The organism is Bradyrhizobium sp. Tv2a-2 (assembly GCF_000472425.1).
Classification (GTDB): Bacteria; Pseudomonadota; Alphaproteobacteria; order Rhizobiales; family Xanthobacteraceae; genus Bradyrhizobium.
Genome location: NZ_AXAI01000010.1, coordinates 183,381 through 197,553, shown reverse-complemented (window position 1 = coordinate 197,553; position 14,173 = coordinate 183,381). Strand labels below are relative to the sequence as shown.

The window sequence follows — 14,173 nt, the reverse complement described above, 5'->3', positions numbered from 1 at the left end:
AGCGTGCGGTCGCTGCGCCTGCAAAAGCTGAGACAAGCGATCAAGACAACACGAATGGTCAGGACAATCACAGGCCCGATGACGATCCAGCCGCAACGCGGCTGGCAGCAGCAGCCGATCCGTCAGACACCGTCCAAAGCACGGCGGAAGACCGAATCGGGGAGCGGAACCAAGGCTGGCGCGGCGGCCGAAGCTGCACGGAACAAGGCTACACGGAACAAGGCTATGCGGAACGGGGCGACGCGAAAAAAGTCCCTCAAGCTGCAACGGCGTTTGCTGGAGAGAGCCTGTCCGCAAGCGTAATGCCACGGCGGATCAGGTTCGACCGTTGCCGACCAAGCGCGGAGGACAGCTGATGAAAATCCGATCCCATTCCGAAAGCCATATCGTGGAATTGGAGGATGGCTCCCGGTGGCAGATTTTTCCCGGTGATATCGACCTGACGCTTGACTGGAAACCCGAGACCGATCTCGTCGTCGTTGCCAACAACGACGAGATCAGCACGCATGCGCTAATCGGCAATGGTGTGACGGTTCGGGTCATCGCCGCGGGTGAACGCTGGCCCGTGCAAAAGGTCAAGCGCGCTCTCAAGAACGGCGGCTGACGGTCCGAGCGTGCGCTGGACCAGCGCTCACGCGGCGCCGCCCGGCTCCAGCGCCTCGCCGATTTCGAGCGGATGCGCCATCGTCTCGTGCAGCGCGGCCTTGTCGAGCTCGCCTTCGGAGAGCGAAATCACGACGCAGGCGACGCCGTTGCCGACCAGGTTGGTCAGCGCGCGGCACTCGCTCATGAACTTGTCGATGCCGACCAGGATCGCGATCGACTGGATCGGAATGTCGGGGACGATGGAGAGCGTTGCCGCCAGCGTGATGAAGCCGGCGCCGGTCACGCCCGAGGCACCCTTCGAGGTGATCATGGCGACACCTAGGATGCCGAGTTCCTGCCAGATCGTGAGCTCGGTGTTTGTCGCCTGCGCCAGGAACAGGGTCGCCAGCGTCATGTAGATGTTGGTGCCGTCGAGATTGAAGCTGTAGCCGGTCGGCACCACGAGGCCGACCACCGAGCGCGAAGCGCCGAGATGCTCCATCTTCTGCATGATCTGCGGCAGCACCGTCTCGGAAGAAGACGTGCCGAGCACGATCAGCAGCTCATCCTTGATGTAGGCGATGAAGCGGATGATCGAGAAGCCGGCGAGCCGCGCGATCGATCCCAGTACGATCAGCACGAACAGGAGGCTGGTCAGATAGAACGTGCCGATCAGCGCGGCGAGGTTGACGAGCGAGCCGAGCCCGTAGGCGCCGACCGTAAACGCCATCGCGCCGAATGCGCCGAGCGGCGCGGCCCGTACGATGATGCGGATGATGCCGAAGAACATCTTGGCAGCCTTGTCGACGGCGTCGGAGATCGGCTCGCCCGCCTTGCCGAGGTAGGAGATGGCAAAGCCCGACAGGATCGAGATCAGCAGCACCTGCAGGACGTCACCGCGCGCGATCGCGCCCAGATAGCTGTCGGGAATGATCGCCATCAGATGGGAGACGATGCCCTCCTGCTTGGCTTGTGTCACGTAGCTCGCAACCGACTTCGCATCGATCGTCGAGGGATCGATGTTGAAGCCGCGCCCCGGCTGCAGCGTCCTGCCGACGAGAAGGCCGACCGCGAGCGCCACCGTCGAGACAGTTTCGAAATAGATCAGCGCCTTCAGCCCGACCCGGCCGACCCGCTTGAGGTCGCCCATCGAGGAGATGCCGTGCACGACGGTGCAGAAGATGACCGGCGCGATCATCATCTTGATCAGCGCGATGAAGCCGTCGCCGAGCGGCTTTAATTGCTTGCCGAGATCGGGGTAGAAATGGCCGATGAGCACCCCGAGCGCGATCGCGATCAGGACCTGGACGTAGAGGATCCGGTACCAGGGCTGATGGGGGTGCCGGCTGGCCGGCTGGATCGCGACGGGGGTCATTTGGGGGGTCTCGGATGGCATATCATGTGTCTGCAGCCATCATGGGGCTTCTGCGCAGGGCGGGCAATCACAATCGCGCACGCTCGGGGGAGACCGCCGCTATTCCGCGGCTTCCTTGCTCGGCTTGCCCGGTGCATCGAGCAGTGCCACGTCCAGCGCATTACATTCGGCATGCCGCTGCAGGTAGTCCCGCCGCATCGCGATCTCGTCGCGCACGAATTCATAGCCGAGCTTGAACGTCTCCAGACCGTCGCCACTGATGGTGCCGTCGCGCAATCCGATCACCGCGCCGCGCAGGATTTTTTCCAGTTCTTCCTGCAGCAGTTCGAGGTCGTCGAGACAATGGGCGTGCTCGACCTTCTCGCCGATGGTGAGGATGGCGGTGGCAAGCGCGCCGGCCTTTGCCGGCGAGACACGGGTAATTTGGGAGTAGATCGCCGCGAAGACCGAGCCGATCACGGACAGCGCGCCGGCGCCGAGATACATCATGTCGCTGTAGCGATCCATGAATGACTTGGTATCGTCATTGATGTAGTCGCGGGCGCCCGGATGGGCCATCACGAAGGCATCCTTGTCGGTCACCGCAGGCTCGATCCTGGAGCCGAACCCGTCGTCGAGCGCGAGTTCCGACTTGTTTTCATAGATGATGCGGGCGAGGTCGCCGGCGGTGGTGCCCGACATGTGCGCCTGTGCGACCAGCAGCCATTCGAGGCCGACGGTGTCGAGATCGTCCTCGGGAATTTCCGGCGCCGAGGACAGCGTGCCGGCCTCGATCGTCTCGTCGCTGATCCCCGGGATCCTGCGCGCCAGGCCTTTGGTCCCGTCGATCGCGTTCAGGGTGAAATTGCCCTGCTTGTCGTATTGCGCGTAGCTCTTGTTCTTTATCGCATTGGACAGATGGAAGATCGCGATCACCGCGCCATAGCCTGAGGAAAACAGCTTTTGCAGCGTCGAGCCCGCAGGGGCCAGCTGAACGCGGGAGGCCGCATCATGCGCGTCGAGCGCCTCAAGCATGTTGCGCACAAAGGCGAGGTTCTTCTCGCCCTCGGCGAGCACGGCGATCTTCTTTTTCTTGAGATCGTCGAGTGTCTTGATCTTCTTGTCGCCGGGGCTGATCAGGAGCATGGGGTCGTGCTCGACGATCGCCAGCGCCCGCGCGCGTGGCGGAATCTTCGCATCGGTACGGAGCAGCGCAAGGTCGGCGAGGCGGCGGTCGAACAGCGACAGCGCCTTGGCATTGTCAGTACTGGTTACAATCTTGAGGCGAAAACGGGAGGAGGTGTTCTTCATGACCGCCGCGAGCCGCTCAGCGAAATGCGCCTCCTCGCTGTTGGGGGCGCCGACGGCGAAGATCAAGGTTTCCGAGCTCTTCACCCAGGCGCGGCCGGCCCAGACCGTGAAAGCGGTGAGGATCAGCGTCAACAGCGCGAACAGCACCACCTGGCCGCGGTTGGTGATGGCAAGTTGCGGTCGCTGCGGCTCTTGCGGCTCGGTTGGGACCTCAGCGCTCATGGCCTCTCCCGAAGGCCGGACCTGCTGCCGCTCGAAGCGCGGTGCGGCCCGAGAAATGCTAACTGCCTAAAAAAGAACGGTTATTTTTGATATTGGCGCAAATGATAGCGGTCCTCGCGCAGATTGCAAATGCCGCCTCGCGGTAACCTTGCTGCGACGAAGTGATTTCAAATTGCGCGGTGAGATGGCACCGTCAGGCCACACTTGGCGTTTTTCGGGTTCCCGGCTGGTGCATTCCGGGCCCGGAGGTGTCATAAAAGGTCAACAACGGATCGAAGTGGCCGGGCTTAAAGAAGAAGTCGCGCTGAACGCCTCCATCTCCCGCGATCCCACTCAGCAAGGACGTCAGCGTGTCGTTTCCAGCCCTCTCGTCGTCGGTTCCTGTTGGCGCGCTGGTCGGGTGGATGCTGCTGCTCACCTTCAAGCACATCATCGCCGACTTCGTTTTGCAGAATGCCTGGATGGCCCACGGCAAGGACCAGCGCCATGGCTGGGCGCTGCCGCTCCTGGTGCATTGCCTGATACACCTTGCGGTTGCCCTGGTGCTGATCCTGATCGTGGCGCCGCGGTTCTGGTTCGTCGCCTTCATCGACTTCGCCATCCATATCACCGTCGACCGTGCCAAGGGCCTCGTCTCCTCCCGCTTCGGCATGACCCCGGAGCATCCCTGGTTCTGGACCGTGATCGGCGTCGACCAGGCGCTGCACCATCTCACCGGCTTCGCGCTGTCGATCTTCATGGCTGGCGCGCCGTAGGCGTCAAGGCGTTTTAACAACCGCGATCGTGGCGGCGAACTCCGTTCACCTCTCCGTTCGGGAGAGGTGAAGCGAGCGCGCGTCACGCACCACGGACGAAGCTGCGCGATCTGATTCTCGGGCTCCGATCAAGGACCCCGTACGAGCACGGCCATTCCTGGTTAACCATTCGTTAGCACATTGCATTGCATCTTCCGCTTCAGGGGGATTTCTCGATGTTTTCCAGCCGTGACGTCTACGACAGCGAGCGCTGCCCGGTCAGGGACGATCTGCTCGGCGAAATGTATCGCGCCAATGAGCATGGACTGGCGAGGCTGGTGGACAGCGTCTCGTCCGATGTGCGCGCCCAGCTCGCCTTGTTCTGCTATCGCAAGAGCCATCTGCATTCGCTGGCGCTGGCGATCGCTTCAAGCTGCACCGAGCGCGACCTCATCCTGATCGGCGGACGCGTCGGCGCATCGCTCTACGCGCAGTCCCGCGAACCCGTCGAGCGCGCCCGCCCCACCGCCTCTGGCCGCAAGCCGATTACGCTCTCGACCAAGCCGCTCTCCACCTTCGCGCCGATCAGGGACGAGGTGGACGAGGACGACGACCTCGCTGAGGCGGTCACGGCCTGATCTCTCAGCCTTCGCCGGGATGAGGCGTCGCGGCTTTCCCGCGGGCACTATACCGAAAGCACCGGCAGCCCGTGCTTCCGCCGCGCCATGGCGCATTCGGCGTCACCCGGCATGCAGGTCCGGCAGACCTCGGGGCGGATGGCGTAGATGGTGCATGAGGTCGCTTCGCCGATCTTGCCCGCAAGCGCCGCGCAGCGGTCGTTCTCGCAGCGCATGCCGGAGCCCTTCGCATTGACCAGCTCTTTCGGAATGAGGTCGAGCGCCGCGTCCTCTTCGATGGAGAAGCGCGGCCAGTTTTCCGAATAGGCGCAGCAGGCGCCGCAAGCCTGGCACGGGCTTTCCACCTCGGACCGCCTCGCCGCATCAGACATCTTTCGGATGCTCCCAGACCAGGCTGCGGCGCCATTTGGCGCGCAGCGCATCGCGCCGTTCGGGGTATTTCTCCTCGAGATATTGCGCATCGACCACGCGGTCGGTGCGGAAGCTGCGGAAGTCCTTTCGGAGCTCGCACCAGGCGGCGAGAATCCGCACCGCCTCATGATAGCCGATCGCGATCGGCCAGATCGTGCGCTCGCTGTCGCGGCCCTGCTCGTCGCGGTAGCGCAGCGCGATCTTCCGGCCCTCGTGAATTTGGCTGCGGGTGCGCGCCATGTCGATGCGGTCGGGTTCCTTGCGCCAATTGGCCCGCGCGCGGCTCGCAGGCTCCAGCACGAAGGGCCGCAACCGCTCCGGCACGGTGTCGGCGATCTTGGCCATCAGGTCTTCCGCGGCCCGCGCCAGCACGCCATCGGCGTTGCCGACCACCCATTGGGCGCCGAGCACCGCCGCCTCGATTTCATCAGGTGTCAGCATCAAAGGCGGCAGGTCAAAGCCCTTCTCCAGGATGTAGCCCATGCCCGCTTCGCCTCGGATCGGCACCCGCTGGCCCATCAACGTGGCGATATCACGATAGATCGTCCGCTTGGAGGTCTCGAGCTCGAGCGCGATCGCGTCCGCCGTGAGCGGATTCCGCGTACGGCGCAAGACCTGGATGATCTGGAATAGACGGTCGGCGCGTCTCATGGAAATTCTCGTTCAAAAACGAGGGCTTGCTGCTGCTGACAGGATGTTGGCAGCAGGGGCTTTGTATAACGGGACAACACTTCAAATGAAGGGATTTTGTCCATGACCACTCTCTGTAACCAGGGCGCCATCGGTTCGCGTCATGCGTTCCAGCGGTCGCTCCACCGATCGTTCCCGCGGTCGTTCCAGGTTTGGGCCTACGAACGACTGCTCAGCCTCAACCTTGGCTCCGGCGATCCCCGCTTTGCGGCGATTGCGCTGGTGTCGGGCGTGGTGGCAGCAGCCGGCAACGCGTGGTTCGAAACTATCGCCAGACGCGCGCACAAGGGAGCCAAATTCGCCCGCCGCGTGACGGCTGCTGACACCATGGTGGCAGCAGGGGGGCGGTAGGCGAACTTCATCACAACGTCGGGAGTTCGCCGCATGATCACCCTCTTTGGCTTTGGCGCCGGTTTTGGCCTGCCGGAAATAAGTCCCTTTGTGACCAAGACCGAGGTCCAGCTCAAAATGGCGGGCCTCGCCTACCGCAAGGAGCGGGCAATGCCGCCGGCTTCGCCCAAGGGGCAACTGCCATTCATCGAGGACGACGGGGTCGCGGTCGCGGACTCCACCTTCATCCGCGCCCATATCGAGCGCAAATATGGTTTCGATTTCGACGACGGCCTCGACCGCGCCGAGCGCGCGCAAGCCTGGGCTTTCGAGCGGATGATCGAGCACCATCTCTATTGGGCGCTGGTTGGCGCGCGCTGGGTAGATCCCGAGAATTTTGCCAAGGGCCCGGCGCATTTTTTCGATGGCGCGCCCGAGCATCGCCGTGAAAAGCTGCGCGAGGACGCGCAGTTTCGCGTCGCCGAGAATTATCTGTTGAGCGGTCTCGGCCGCCACGCGCCCGATGACGATGTGGAACTCGCGGTGCGCTCGCTGCTGGCCTTGTCGGTGCAGCTTGGCGACAAGCGCTATCTGATGGGCGATAAACCCTGCGGTACCGACGCTACCGCCTTCGGCGCGCTGTCCGGCATCCTGACGCCGTTCTTCTCGTCCCGCCTGCGCGAGCGCGCAGAGGACTTCGTCAATCTCACCGCCTATACCGAGCGGATGATGCTGCAATACTACCCGGAATTCGCGTGGAACCAGGAGCGCGAAGCGGCTTGATCTTTCTTCTCCTTCTCCCCGCTCTCTTGCGGGGAGAAGGTAGGGCCGAGGGGCCGTCTCCGCGAGCACGGTCAGCCGAGAGTCCCCTTCACCCGGATTACATGTACGATGCAATCCCACCCCTCCCGCGGGCGGGGCGAGGTAAGCGGAGCCCCTGGCGAACGTTGTTCAATGCTGCTGCGCTGCCGGTCCCTTCAACGCCGCAATCTCCGCCTCCAGCTCAGCGATCCGCCCATCGCGCGCCGCCAGCGCTGCTGCCACATCCGCTGCGTCGAACTTCTGCGGGATGTGCTGCGGGCAGTTGGTGTCCCAGGCGCCGATGGTGAACAGGATCACCTGCTCGCCGCGTGCGCGATAGCCCTTTGGCATCAAGGACTGCATCAGCGCCGAATCGTCCTCCACGATCTTGGCCTCGCCCCAGATCTTGACGCGGCGGCGGTGCGCGTAATCCATCACGAAAATATAGGCCTTGGGATTTTCCGTGAGATTGCCCTGCGTGATGTATTGCTGGTTGCCGGCGAAATCGGCGAACGCCAGCGTGTGCTTGTCCAGCACCTTCAAAAAGCCCTTCGGGCCGCCGCGGTGCTGGATATAGGGCTGGCCATCGGCTGACGCGGTGGCCAGATAGAAGCTGTTGGTCTCGGCGAGGAAGGCGGCGAGGTTGTCGTCGACCTCGGTGCGCCAACCGCGCTGCTCCTGATGCGCATAACGCTCGCGAGACCCCTTCCGGGTCTGGATCTGCTTTACCGCAGTCGAAAAGGCCACGTCGCTGGCATAGGTATGAGTGTCTGGCATCGCAGCGTCTCCTCGCGCGGGCTTACGGCCCGTCGTCCTCATACAAAGTGAGCCTTTTCCGGTCCAAAACAATCATTCTCGTTGACACTTAATCATTTCATATATTGAAATAATAGCATGGACCGGATCGAAGCCATGCAGACCTTCGTGACGGTGGCGGACCTGCAGGGGTTTGCGCCGGCCGCGCGAAAGCTCGGCCTGTCGCCGCCGGCGGTGACGCGACTGATCGCCGCGCTAGAGGAGCGGTTGGGCACGCGGCTGTTGCAGCGGACCACGCGCAAGGTGGCATTGACCGACGCCGGCGCGCGCTATCTGGAGCGTGCCCGCCGCATCCTGGCCGATATCGAGGAAGCGGAACTCGCCGCGGAGAGCGAGCGCACCCGTCCCACCGGGCGGCTGGTGATCTCGGCGCCGGTCGGCTTCGGGCGGCTCCATGTCAGCCCGGTCATGGCGGCCTACCTGAAGCGCTATCCCGAGGTGTCAGGCGAGTTGCGCCTGGAGGACCGCATGGTCAACCTGGTCGAGGACGGTGTCGATCTCGCGGTGCGCATCGGGCAATTGCCCGACTCGTCACTGGTGGCGCGGCAGGTCGGCGACATGCGAAGGATCGTGGTGGCGTCGCCCGCCTATCTCAAGGCGCATGGCGAGCCGAAGACTCCGGAGGCGCTTGCGCAGCACGAGATCATCCAGTTCGGTGCCTCCGCGCTGACGGCCGACTGGCGCTTTGCCCGTGATGGCGAGGAATTGCGCATCCATGTCGCGCCGCGCTTCACCAGCAATGTGTCGGATGCCGCGATCCAGTACGCCATGACAGGCGGCGGGCTGACGCGGGTGCTGGCCTATCAGGCGGCCGATGCGATCAAGCGCGGGTGGCTGAAAGCCGTGCTGCAGAGATTCGAACTGCCGGCGCTGCCGGTGCACATCGTCTATCCGACCTCGCGGCTGTTGTCGGCCAAGGTGCGCGCGTTCATCGATCTCGTGGTCGAGACCGCGGATTGGAAGTTTGGGCAGTGAACTGTCGTTCGGTGCTTCGCACCGCCCCGGAATGACGGTGCGCGTAAGATCGGCTCACACTTTCTTCGGCACCACACGGAACGTGCCGTTCGCCCGCGCGATCACGACATCGTCCGCCTTGATCAAGGCCTGCGCAAAGCAGATGGTGCTGCCGGTCTTGATCACCTCGCATTCGACTGCAAGCCACTGGCCGATATCGGCCGAGCCCACGTAATCGACGGCAAGCGAGATCGTGACCAGCGAGTTTTTGGTGTTCCAGCCCGTCGCCTGCGCGCAGCTATAGCCCATCGCGTTGTCGGCAAGCGAGGCGATCAGCCCACCATGAATCATTCCGCGCGCATTGGTGTGCGCTTTTGCCAGTCGCAGCCCGAGATGGACGGCTTTGTCGGTCCGCTTGGCATAAAGCGGCTCCCAGGGATCGGTGAACGGGCTCTTACGGAAATGCGGTTCAAAGCCGGCGGGGACTGTATCGGTAAGGATGATCTCGGACATGGGCGGCTCATGCGTTGGCGAAGACATGGCGCCATTGAACGCCAGCCTCATGGCGTTTTCATCGCCTACAAAGCTTTAAACGGGATTTGTGCGGGTGTTTGAAATGACCTCGATGACGCCCCGTCATTCCGGGATGGTGCGTCAGCACCAGACCCGGAATCTCGAGATTCCGGGTTCGCCTCTTCGATGCGCCCCGGAATGACGGGAGTAACTCACGCCGGCACAAGCGACGAAGCAATCCAGAGCCCATGCGTGACTCTGGATTGCTTCGCGTAGCCTGTCATCGGGCCGGCCAAAAGGCCGGACCCGTTGGCTCGCAATGACGGCGTTGCTGGTGGCAACGCCGTCACTACAAACTAAAACGGCAATCCCACATAGTTCTCCGCCAGCGATGTCATCGCAGCCTGCGAGCTGCAGACATAATCCAGCTCTGCGAGCTGGATGCGGGCGCCGATGGTGCCGGTATCGGGAAACTTGTGCAGCATCGAGGTCATCCACCAGGAGAAGCGCACCGCTTTCCAGACCCGCGCCAGCGCCGTCGCCGAATAATGGTCGATCCCGGCCGAGGATTTCTCGTCGTAATACTCGCGCAGCGCGGTCGCCAGGTAATGCGCGTCGCTGGCGGCGAGGTTCAATCCCTTGGCGCCGGTCGGCGGCACGATGTGGGCGGCATCGCCAGCCAGGAACATCCGGCCGAAGCGCATCGGCTCGGCGACAAAGCTGCGCAGTGGCGCGATACTCTTTTCGATCGAGGGGCCGGTGACGAGCTCATCGGCCGCCTTCTGGTCGATGCGCCGCTTCAGTTCGTCCCAGAAGCGATCGTCAGGCCATTGGTCGACATGATCGTCCAGTGAGCACTGCACGTAATGGCGGCTGCGGTGCATCGAGCGCATGGTGCAGAGTGCGAAGCCGCGCGCATGGTTGGAGTAGATCAACTCATGCGAGACAGGCGGCGTCTCCGAGAGGATGCCGAGCCAGCCGAACGGATAGACCCGCTCGAACGTCTCGATTGCCGTTGGATTGACGCTGGCGCGGCTGATGCCATGGAAGCCGTCGCAGCCGGCGATGAAGTCGCACTCGATCTCGTGGGTCGCGCCGTCCTTGACATAGGTGACGCGCGGATGATCCGTATCAAAATCGAGCGGCGTGACGTCGGCAGCCTGGTAGACGGTGGTGAGGCCCGCAGCCTTTCGCGCGTTCATCAAGTCGAGCGTGACCTCGGTCTGGCCATAGATCATCACGGTCTTGCCGGTTAAGGCTTTCATGTCGATCCGGTGACGCGCACCGCCGAAGGCGAGCTCGATCCCGTCATGGAGCAGGCCTTCCCGACGGGCGCGGCTGCCCGCGCCGACCTCGTCGAGCAGGCGGACGGTACCTTCTTCCAGAAGGCCCGCGCGAATGCGGCCGAGCACATAATCGGCCGATTGCCGCTCGATGATCACGTTGTCGATGCCGTAGCTCTCGAGCAGCTGCCCCAGCAGCAGGCCCGCCGGCCCCGCGCCGATGATTGCGACTTTTGTCCGCAATACTTGCTCCTCCCGATGTTATAGGCTTCAAACGCCAGCTAGAGCGCGCGGTTGAGAAAACCGTCGGCTTGCATTGATAATTATATCATATAACAATGTGTGCAAAGGGGCCGGCCCAGCTGAAAATGCGCGGACGAAACCCCTACGAAAGAGGGAGAGAATACCGATGAGGAAGACGTGGTTGGCGCTGCTGGTGGCGGCGAGCATAACGCCTGCATTTGCGGCCGAGCAGACCATCAACCTGAAGATATCACACTGGGTGCCGGCCTCGCATCCCCTGCAGAAGGCGCTGGAAGGCTGGGCGGCGGCGGTTGAGAAGGACTCGGGCGGCACCATCAAGTCCCAGGTTTTCCCGGCACAGCAACTCGGCAAGGCCTTCGACCACTACGACATGGCGCGCGACGGCATCGCCGACCTGACCTACGTCAATCCCGGCTATCAGCCCGGTCGCTTCCCGATCATCGGCGCCGGCGAGCTTCCATTCCTGGTCGCGAATGCCAAGGGCGGCTCGGAAGGGCTCGACGCCTGGTACCGCAAATATGCGGCGAAGGAGATGAGCGATGTGAAATACTGCCTCGCCTTCGTCCACACGCCTTCCGCGTTCCACACCCGCACCAAGAAGGTGGTGGTACCCGAGGACGTCAAGGGCATGAAGATCCGCCCGGCCGACGCAACGATTGCGAATTTCGTGACTCAGCTCGGCGGCACCAACGTGCAGTCCTCGGCGCCGGAAGTGCGCGATATCATCGAGCGGGGCGTCGCCGACGGCGTGACCTTTCCGGCCGGTTCGCTGGTGCTGTTCGGCGTCGACAAGGTGACCAAGTTTCACATGGACGCGCCGCTCTATGTCACGACGTTCGTGCTGGTTATGAACAAGGACAAGTATGACGGAATGTCAGACCGTCAGAAGAAGGCGATCGACGACAATTGCAACACCGAAACGGCCGGCAAGGTCGGCGCGCCCTGGGGCGAGTTCGAGGACGCCGGGGTCGACAAGATCAAGGCGGAGCCGGGCCAGGAGGTCTACAAGCTGAACCCGGAACAGACCGCTGAATGGAAAAAGGCGGCCGATCCGCTGTTCAAGACCTGGGCCGACGGCGTCAAGAAGACCGGCGTCGATCCTGATGCCGCGATGAAGGAGCTGAAGGCCTCGCTCGCCAAATACGGCGCGCTTGCGCAGTAGCGCGATTCGGTCCGCAGACTCGGTTTACCTCTCCCCGCTGGGGAGAGGTGAAGAACGGCCAGACCGTTCAAAATGTATTCATCAAGCTATGGCAGCCGCATGAAACGTGCCTGGATGGATCGCTTCATCGACGGAATCGAATGGATCGCGGCCGGCTTTGTCGGCATCGTTGCGCTCGATATTTTCGTCTCGGTCTTGCTGCGCAACACGCTCAACTATGCCATTCCCGATTCCTTCGACATCGGGCGCATGCTGCTCGGCATCCTGATTTTCTGGGGTATCGCCGCGACCTCCTATCGCGGCACCCACATCACCGTCGATCTGGTCTGGGCCAATGTCGGGCCGCGCTACCAGCGCATGATCGACGTGTTCGCAACGCTGGTGCTGTTGTTCGTGGTGACGGTGCAGACTTACACCTTGTTCGACAAGGTGCGCGGCACCTACAAGGACCACGTACTGACCTTCGACATGCACATGCCGACCTGGCCGTTCTTCGCGGTTGCCTGGATCGGTGACGTATCGGCGGTGCTGCTGATTGCGATCCGCACCTATCGCCTGATCTTCCATCCCGAAGAAATGCACGAGCCAAAGATCAAGGCCACGGAGTAATTGCCTTGCTGAGCACCAACGCCGTCGCCATCCTCGGGTTCGTTGCGCTGTTTGGGCTGATGCTGTTGCGCGTGCCCGTGGGCATGGCGATGGGGCTCGTCGGCGTTTCAGGTTTCTCCTATCTGGTCGGCGCGACGCCGGCGCTGAAGCTGGTCGGCCAGACCTCGATGCGCACGGTGACCGACTATACCTTCGGCGTCATCCCGATGTTCCTCTTGATGGGCACTTTCGTCAGCAATTCGGGCATGAGCCGCGAACTGTTCCGCGCCGCCAATGGCTTTGTCGGGCACCTGCGCGGTGGCCTCGGCATCGCAACTGTTGCCGCCTGCGGCGGCTTTGCCGCAATCTCGGGCTCGTCGGTTGCGACCGCCGCGACGTTCTCCGCTGTCGCTTATCCCGAGATGCGGCGCTTCGGCTATCCGCAATCCTTCGCCACCGGCGTGATCGCAGCCGGCGGCACGCTGGGCGCCATGCTGCCGCCATCGACGGTGCTCGCGGTCTACGGCATCATCACCGAGCAGGACATCGGCAAACTGTTCATCGCCGGCATCATTCCCGGCCTGCTCGCGATGACCATGTACATGATCACGATTGGGCTGATCGGCCGTGTCGCGCCCGGCTTCCTGCCGCAAGGCAAGCCGCTGCCCTGGCGCGAACGCTTCGCGGGGCTGAAGGACATCTGGGCGCCGGTGCTGCTGTTCATCTTCGTCATCGGCGGCCTCTACGGTCTTCCCTTCCTGCCGCGCTTCACGCCGACCGAGGCCGGCGGAGTCGGCGCGACCGGCGCCTTCCTGATCGGCCTTGTTACCGGCCGGCTCGACAAGGAAAAGATCCTGACCTCGCTGCTGCAGGCGACCCGCACAGCGGCCGCCGTCTTCACCGTGCTGATCGGCGCGCTGATCTTCGGCTATTTCCTCACGGTGACGCAGACCCCGCAGAAGGTGACGGAGTTTTTGACCTCGCTTGGGCTGGGCAGCTACGGCGTGCTTGCGGTGATCATGCTGATGTATCTCGTGCTCGGCTGCCTGATGGACGCCATGGCCATGATCATCCTGACCGTGCCGATCATCTTCCCGGTGGTAACGCATCTTGGTTTTGATCCAATCTGGTTCGGCGTCATCATCGTGATGACGGTCGAACTCGGCCTGATCCATCCCCCCGTCGGCATGAATGTGTTCGTGATCAAGAGCGTGGTGAAGGACGTGTCGTTTGCGACCATCTTCAAGGGCGTGCTGCCCTTCGTCGCGACCGACCTGGTTCGCCTCGTGATCCTGATCACCTTCCCGCTGCTTGCAACGTGGCTGCCGCAGCACATGGCGCCATAGGAGGGAACGAGGGCGCTGCTTTCATCTCTCCCCAGCGGGGAGAGGCCGGATCGCGAAGCGATCCGGGTGAGGGGCCGCAGCTCTATCGAGGGATCTCAACCGCTCACCCGATTTGCTACGCAAATCGACCTCTCCCTTTGGGAGAGGTGAGGTGCCCGGGGATGCTGCTTG

The 14,173-nt window shown here is 62.9% G+C and carries 16 protein-coding genes; 9 read left to right on the top strand and 7 right to left on the bottom strand.

The annotated features are described in order from the left end of the window. Positions 1-328 precede the first annotated feature (328 nt). Positions 329-604, top strand: coding sequence for a hypothetical protein (locus tag A3AI_RS0122275; protein ID WP_245286930.1), 276 nt, complete (start codon positions 329-331; stop codon positions 602-604). 27 nt (positions 605-631) lie between these two features. Here the strand turns inward: A3AI_RS0122275 and A3AI_RS0122270 are convergent, their stop codons facing one another. After that, positions 632-1,960 carry a dicarboxylate/amino acid:cation symporter gene (locus A3AI_RS0122270; RefSeq protein WP_024517697.1) on the bottom strand — a complete coding sequence of 443 codons (1,329 nt, stop codon included), beginning with the start codon at positions 1,958-1,960 and terminating at the stop codon, positions 632-634. A gap of 99 nt (positions 1,961-2,059) precedes the next feature. Continuing rightward, complete coding sequence (locus A3AI_RS0122265; protein ID WP_024517696.1) at positions 2,060-3,472, bottom strand: TAXI family TRAP transporter solute-binding subunit; 1,413 nt, start codon at positions 3,470-3,472, stop codon at positions 2,060-2,062. A gap of 404 nt (positions 3,473-3,876) precedes the next feature. Here A3AI_RS0122265 and A3AI_RS0122260 point away from each other — a divergent pair, with 404 nt between their 5' ends. Then, the gene (locus tag A3AI_RS0122260; protein WP_051382466.1) at positions 3,877-4,227 is read left to right on the top strand and encodes a DUF3307 domain-containing protein; all 351 of its coding nucleotides are present in this window, start codon (positions 3,877-3,879) and stop codon (positions 4,225-4,227) included. 215 nt (positions 4,228-4,442) lie between these two features. After that, complete coding sequence (locus A3AI_RS0122255; RefSeq protein WP_024517694.1) at positions 4,443-4,844, top strand: hypothetical protein; 402 nt, start codon at positions 4,443-4,445, stop codon at positions 4,842-4,844. Positions 4,845-4,891: 47 nt separating this feature from the next. Here the strand turns inward: A3AI_RS0122255 and A3AI_RS0122250 are convergent, their stop codons facing one another. Then, the gene (locus A3AI_RS0122250) at positions 4,892-5,215 is read right to left on the bottom strand and encodes a YkgJ family cysteine cluster protein (RefSeq protein WP_024517693.1); all 324 of its coding nucleotides are present in this window, start codon (positions 5,213-5,215) and stop codon (positions 4,892-4,894) included. Then, positions 5,208-5,906, bottom strand: a complete 699-nt coding sequence (locus A3AI_RS0122245) for a helix-turn-helix transcriptional regulator (protein ID WP_024517692.1) — start codon at positions 5,904-5,906, stop codon at positions 5,208-5,210. The genes A3AI_RS0122250 and A3AI_RS0122245 overlap by 8 nt, the downstream gene beginning before the upstream one ends. Positions 5,907-6,008: 102 nt before the next feature. Here A3AI_RS0122245 and A3AI_RS43260 point away from each other — a divergent pair, with 102 nt between their 5' ends. Further along, complete coding sequence (locus A3AI_RS43260; protein ID WP_024517691.1) at positions 6,009-6,296, top strand: hypothetical protein; 288 nt, start codon at positions 6,009-6,011, stop codon at positions 6,294-6,296. A gap of 33 nt (positions 6,297-6,329) precedes the next feature. Next, entirely contained in the window at positions 6,330-7,058 is a 729-nt protein-coding gene (locus tag A3AI_RS0122235; protein WP_024517690.1) for a glutathione S-transferase family protein, read from the top strand. Positions 7,059-7,226: 168 nt separating this feature from the next. Here A3AI_RS0122235 and A3AI_RS0122230 read toward each other — a convergent pair whose 3' ends face one another. Further along, a complete protein-coding gene (locus tag A3AI_RS0122230) occupies positions 7,227-7,853 on the bottom strand; it encodes a pyridoxamine 5'-phosphate oxidase family protein (RefSeq protein ID WP_024517689.1) in 627 nt (208 codons plus the stop codon). 117 nt (positions 7,854-7,970) lie between these two features. On the opposite strand from A3AI_RS0122230, the gene A3AI_RS0122225 reads away from it, so the two are divergent. Next, positions 7,971-8,867: a LysR family transcriptional regulator gene (locus tag A3AI_RS0122225; protein WP_024517688.1), complete on the top strand. Its 897-nt coding sequence runs from the start codon at positions 7,971-7,973 to the stop codon at positions 8,865-8,867. 54 nt (positions 8,868-8,921) lie between these two features. Here the strand turns inward: A3AI_RS0122225 and A3AI_RS0122220 are convergent, their stop codons facing one another. Beyond that, positions 8,922-9,359 carry a PaaI family thioesterase gene (locus A3AI_RS0122220; protein ID WP_036049205.1) on the bottom strand — a complete coding sequence of 146 codons (438 nt, stop codon included), beginning with the start codon at positions 9,357-9,359 and terminating at the stop codon, positions 8,922-8,924. Between the two features lie 356 nt (positions 9,360-9,715). Then, complete coding sequence (gene pobA / locus A3AI_RS0122215) at positions 9,716-10,885, bottom strand: 4-hydroxybenzoate 3-monooxygenase (RefSeq protein WP_024517686.1); 1,170 nt, start codon at positions 10,883-10,885, stop codon at positions 9,716-9,718. A 166-nt stretch (positions 10,886-11,051) separates the two neighbouring features. Between pobA and A3AI_RS0122210 the strand changes: the two genes are divergently transcribed. From A3AI_RS0122210 to A3AI_RS0122200, 3 genes are all read left to right on the top strand, one after another. Next, complete coding sequence (locus tag A3AI_RS0122210; RefSeq protein ID WP_024517685.1) at positions 11,052-12,068, top strand: TRAP transporter substrate-binding protein; 1,017 nt, start codon at positions 11,052-11,054, stop codon at positions 12,066-12,068. A gap of 99 nt (positions 12,069-12,167) precedes the next feature. Next, positions 12,168-12,677, top strand: coding sequence for a TRAP transporter small permease (locus A3AI_RS0122205; RefSeq protein ID WP_024517684.1), 510 nt, complete (start codon positions 12,168-12,170; stop codon positions 12,675-12,677). Positions 12,678-12,685: 8 nt separating this feature from the next. Continuing rightward, complete coding sequence (locus tag A3AI_RS0122200) at positions 12,686-14,002, top strand: TRAP transporter large permease (protein WP_024517683.1); 1,317 nt, start codon at positions 12,686-12,688, stop codon at positions 14,000-14,002. The last annotated feature ends 171 nt before the right edge of the window (positions 14,003-14,173 follow it).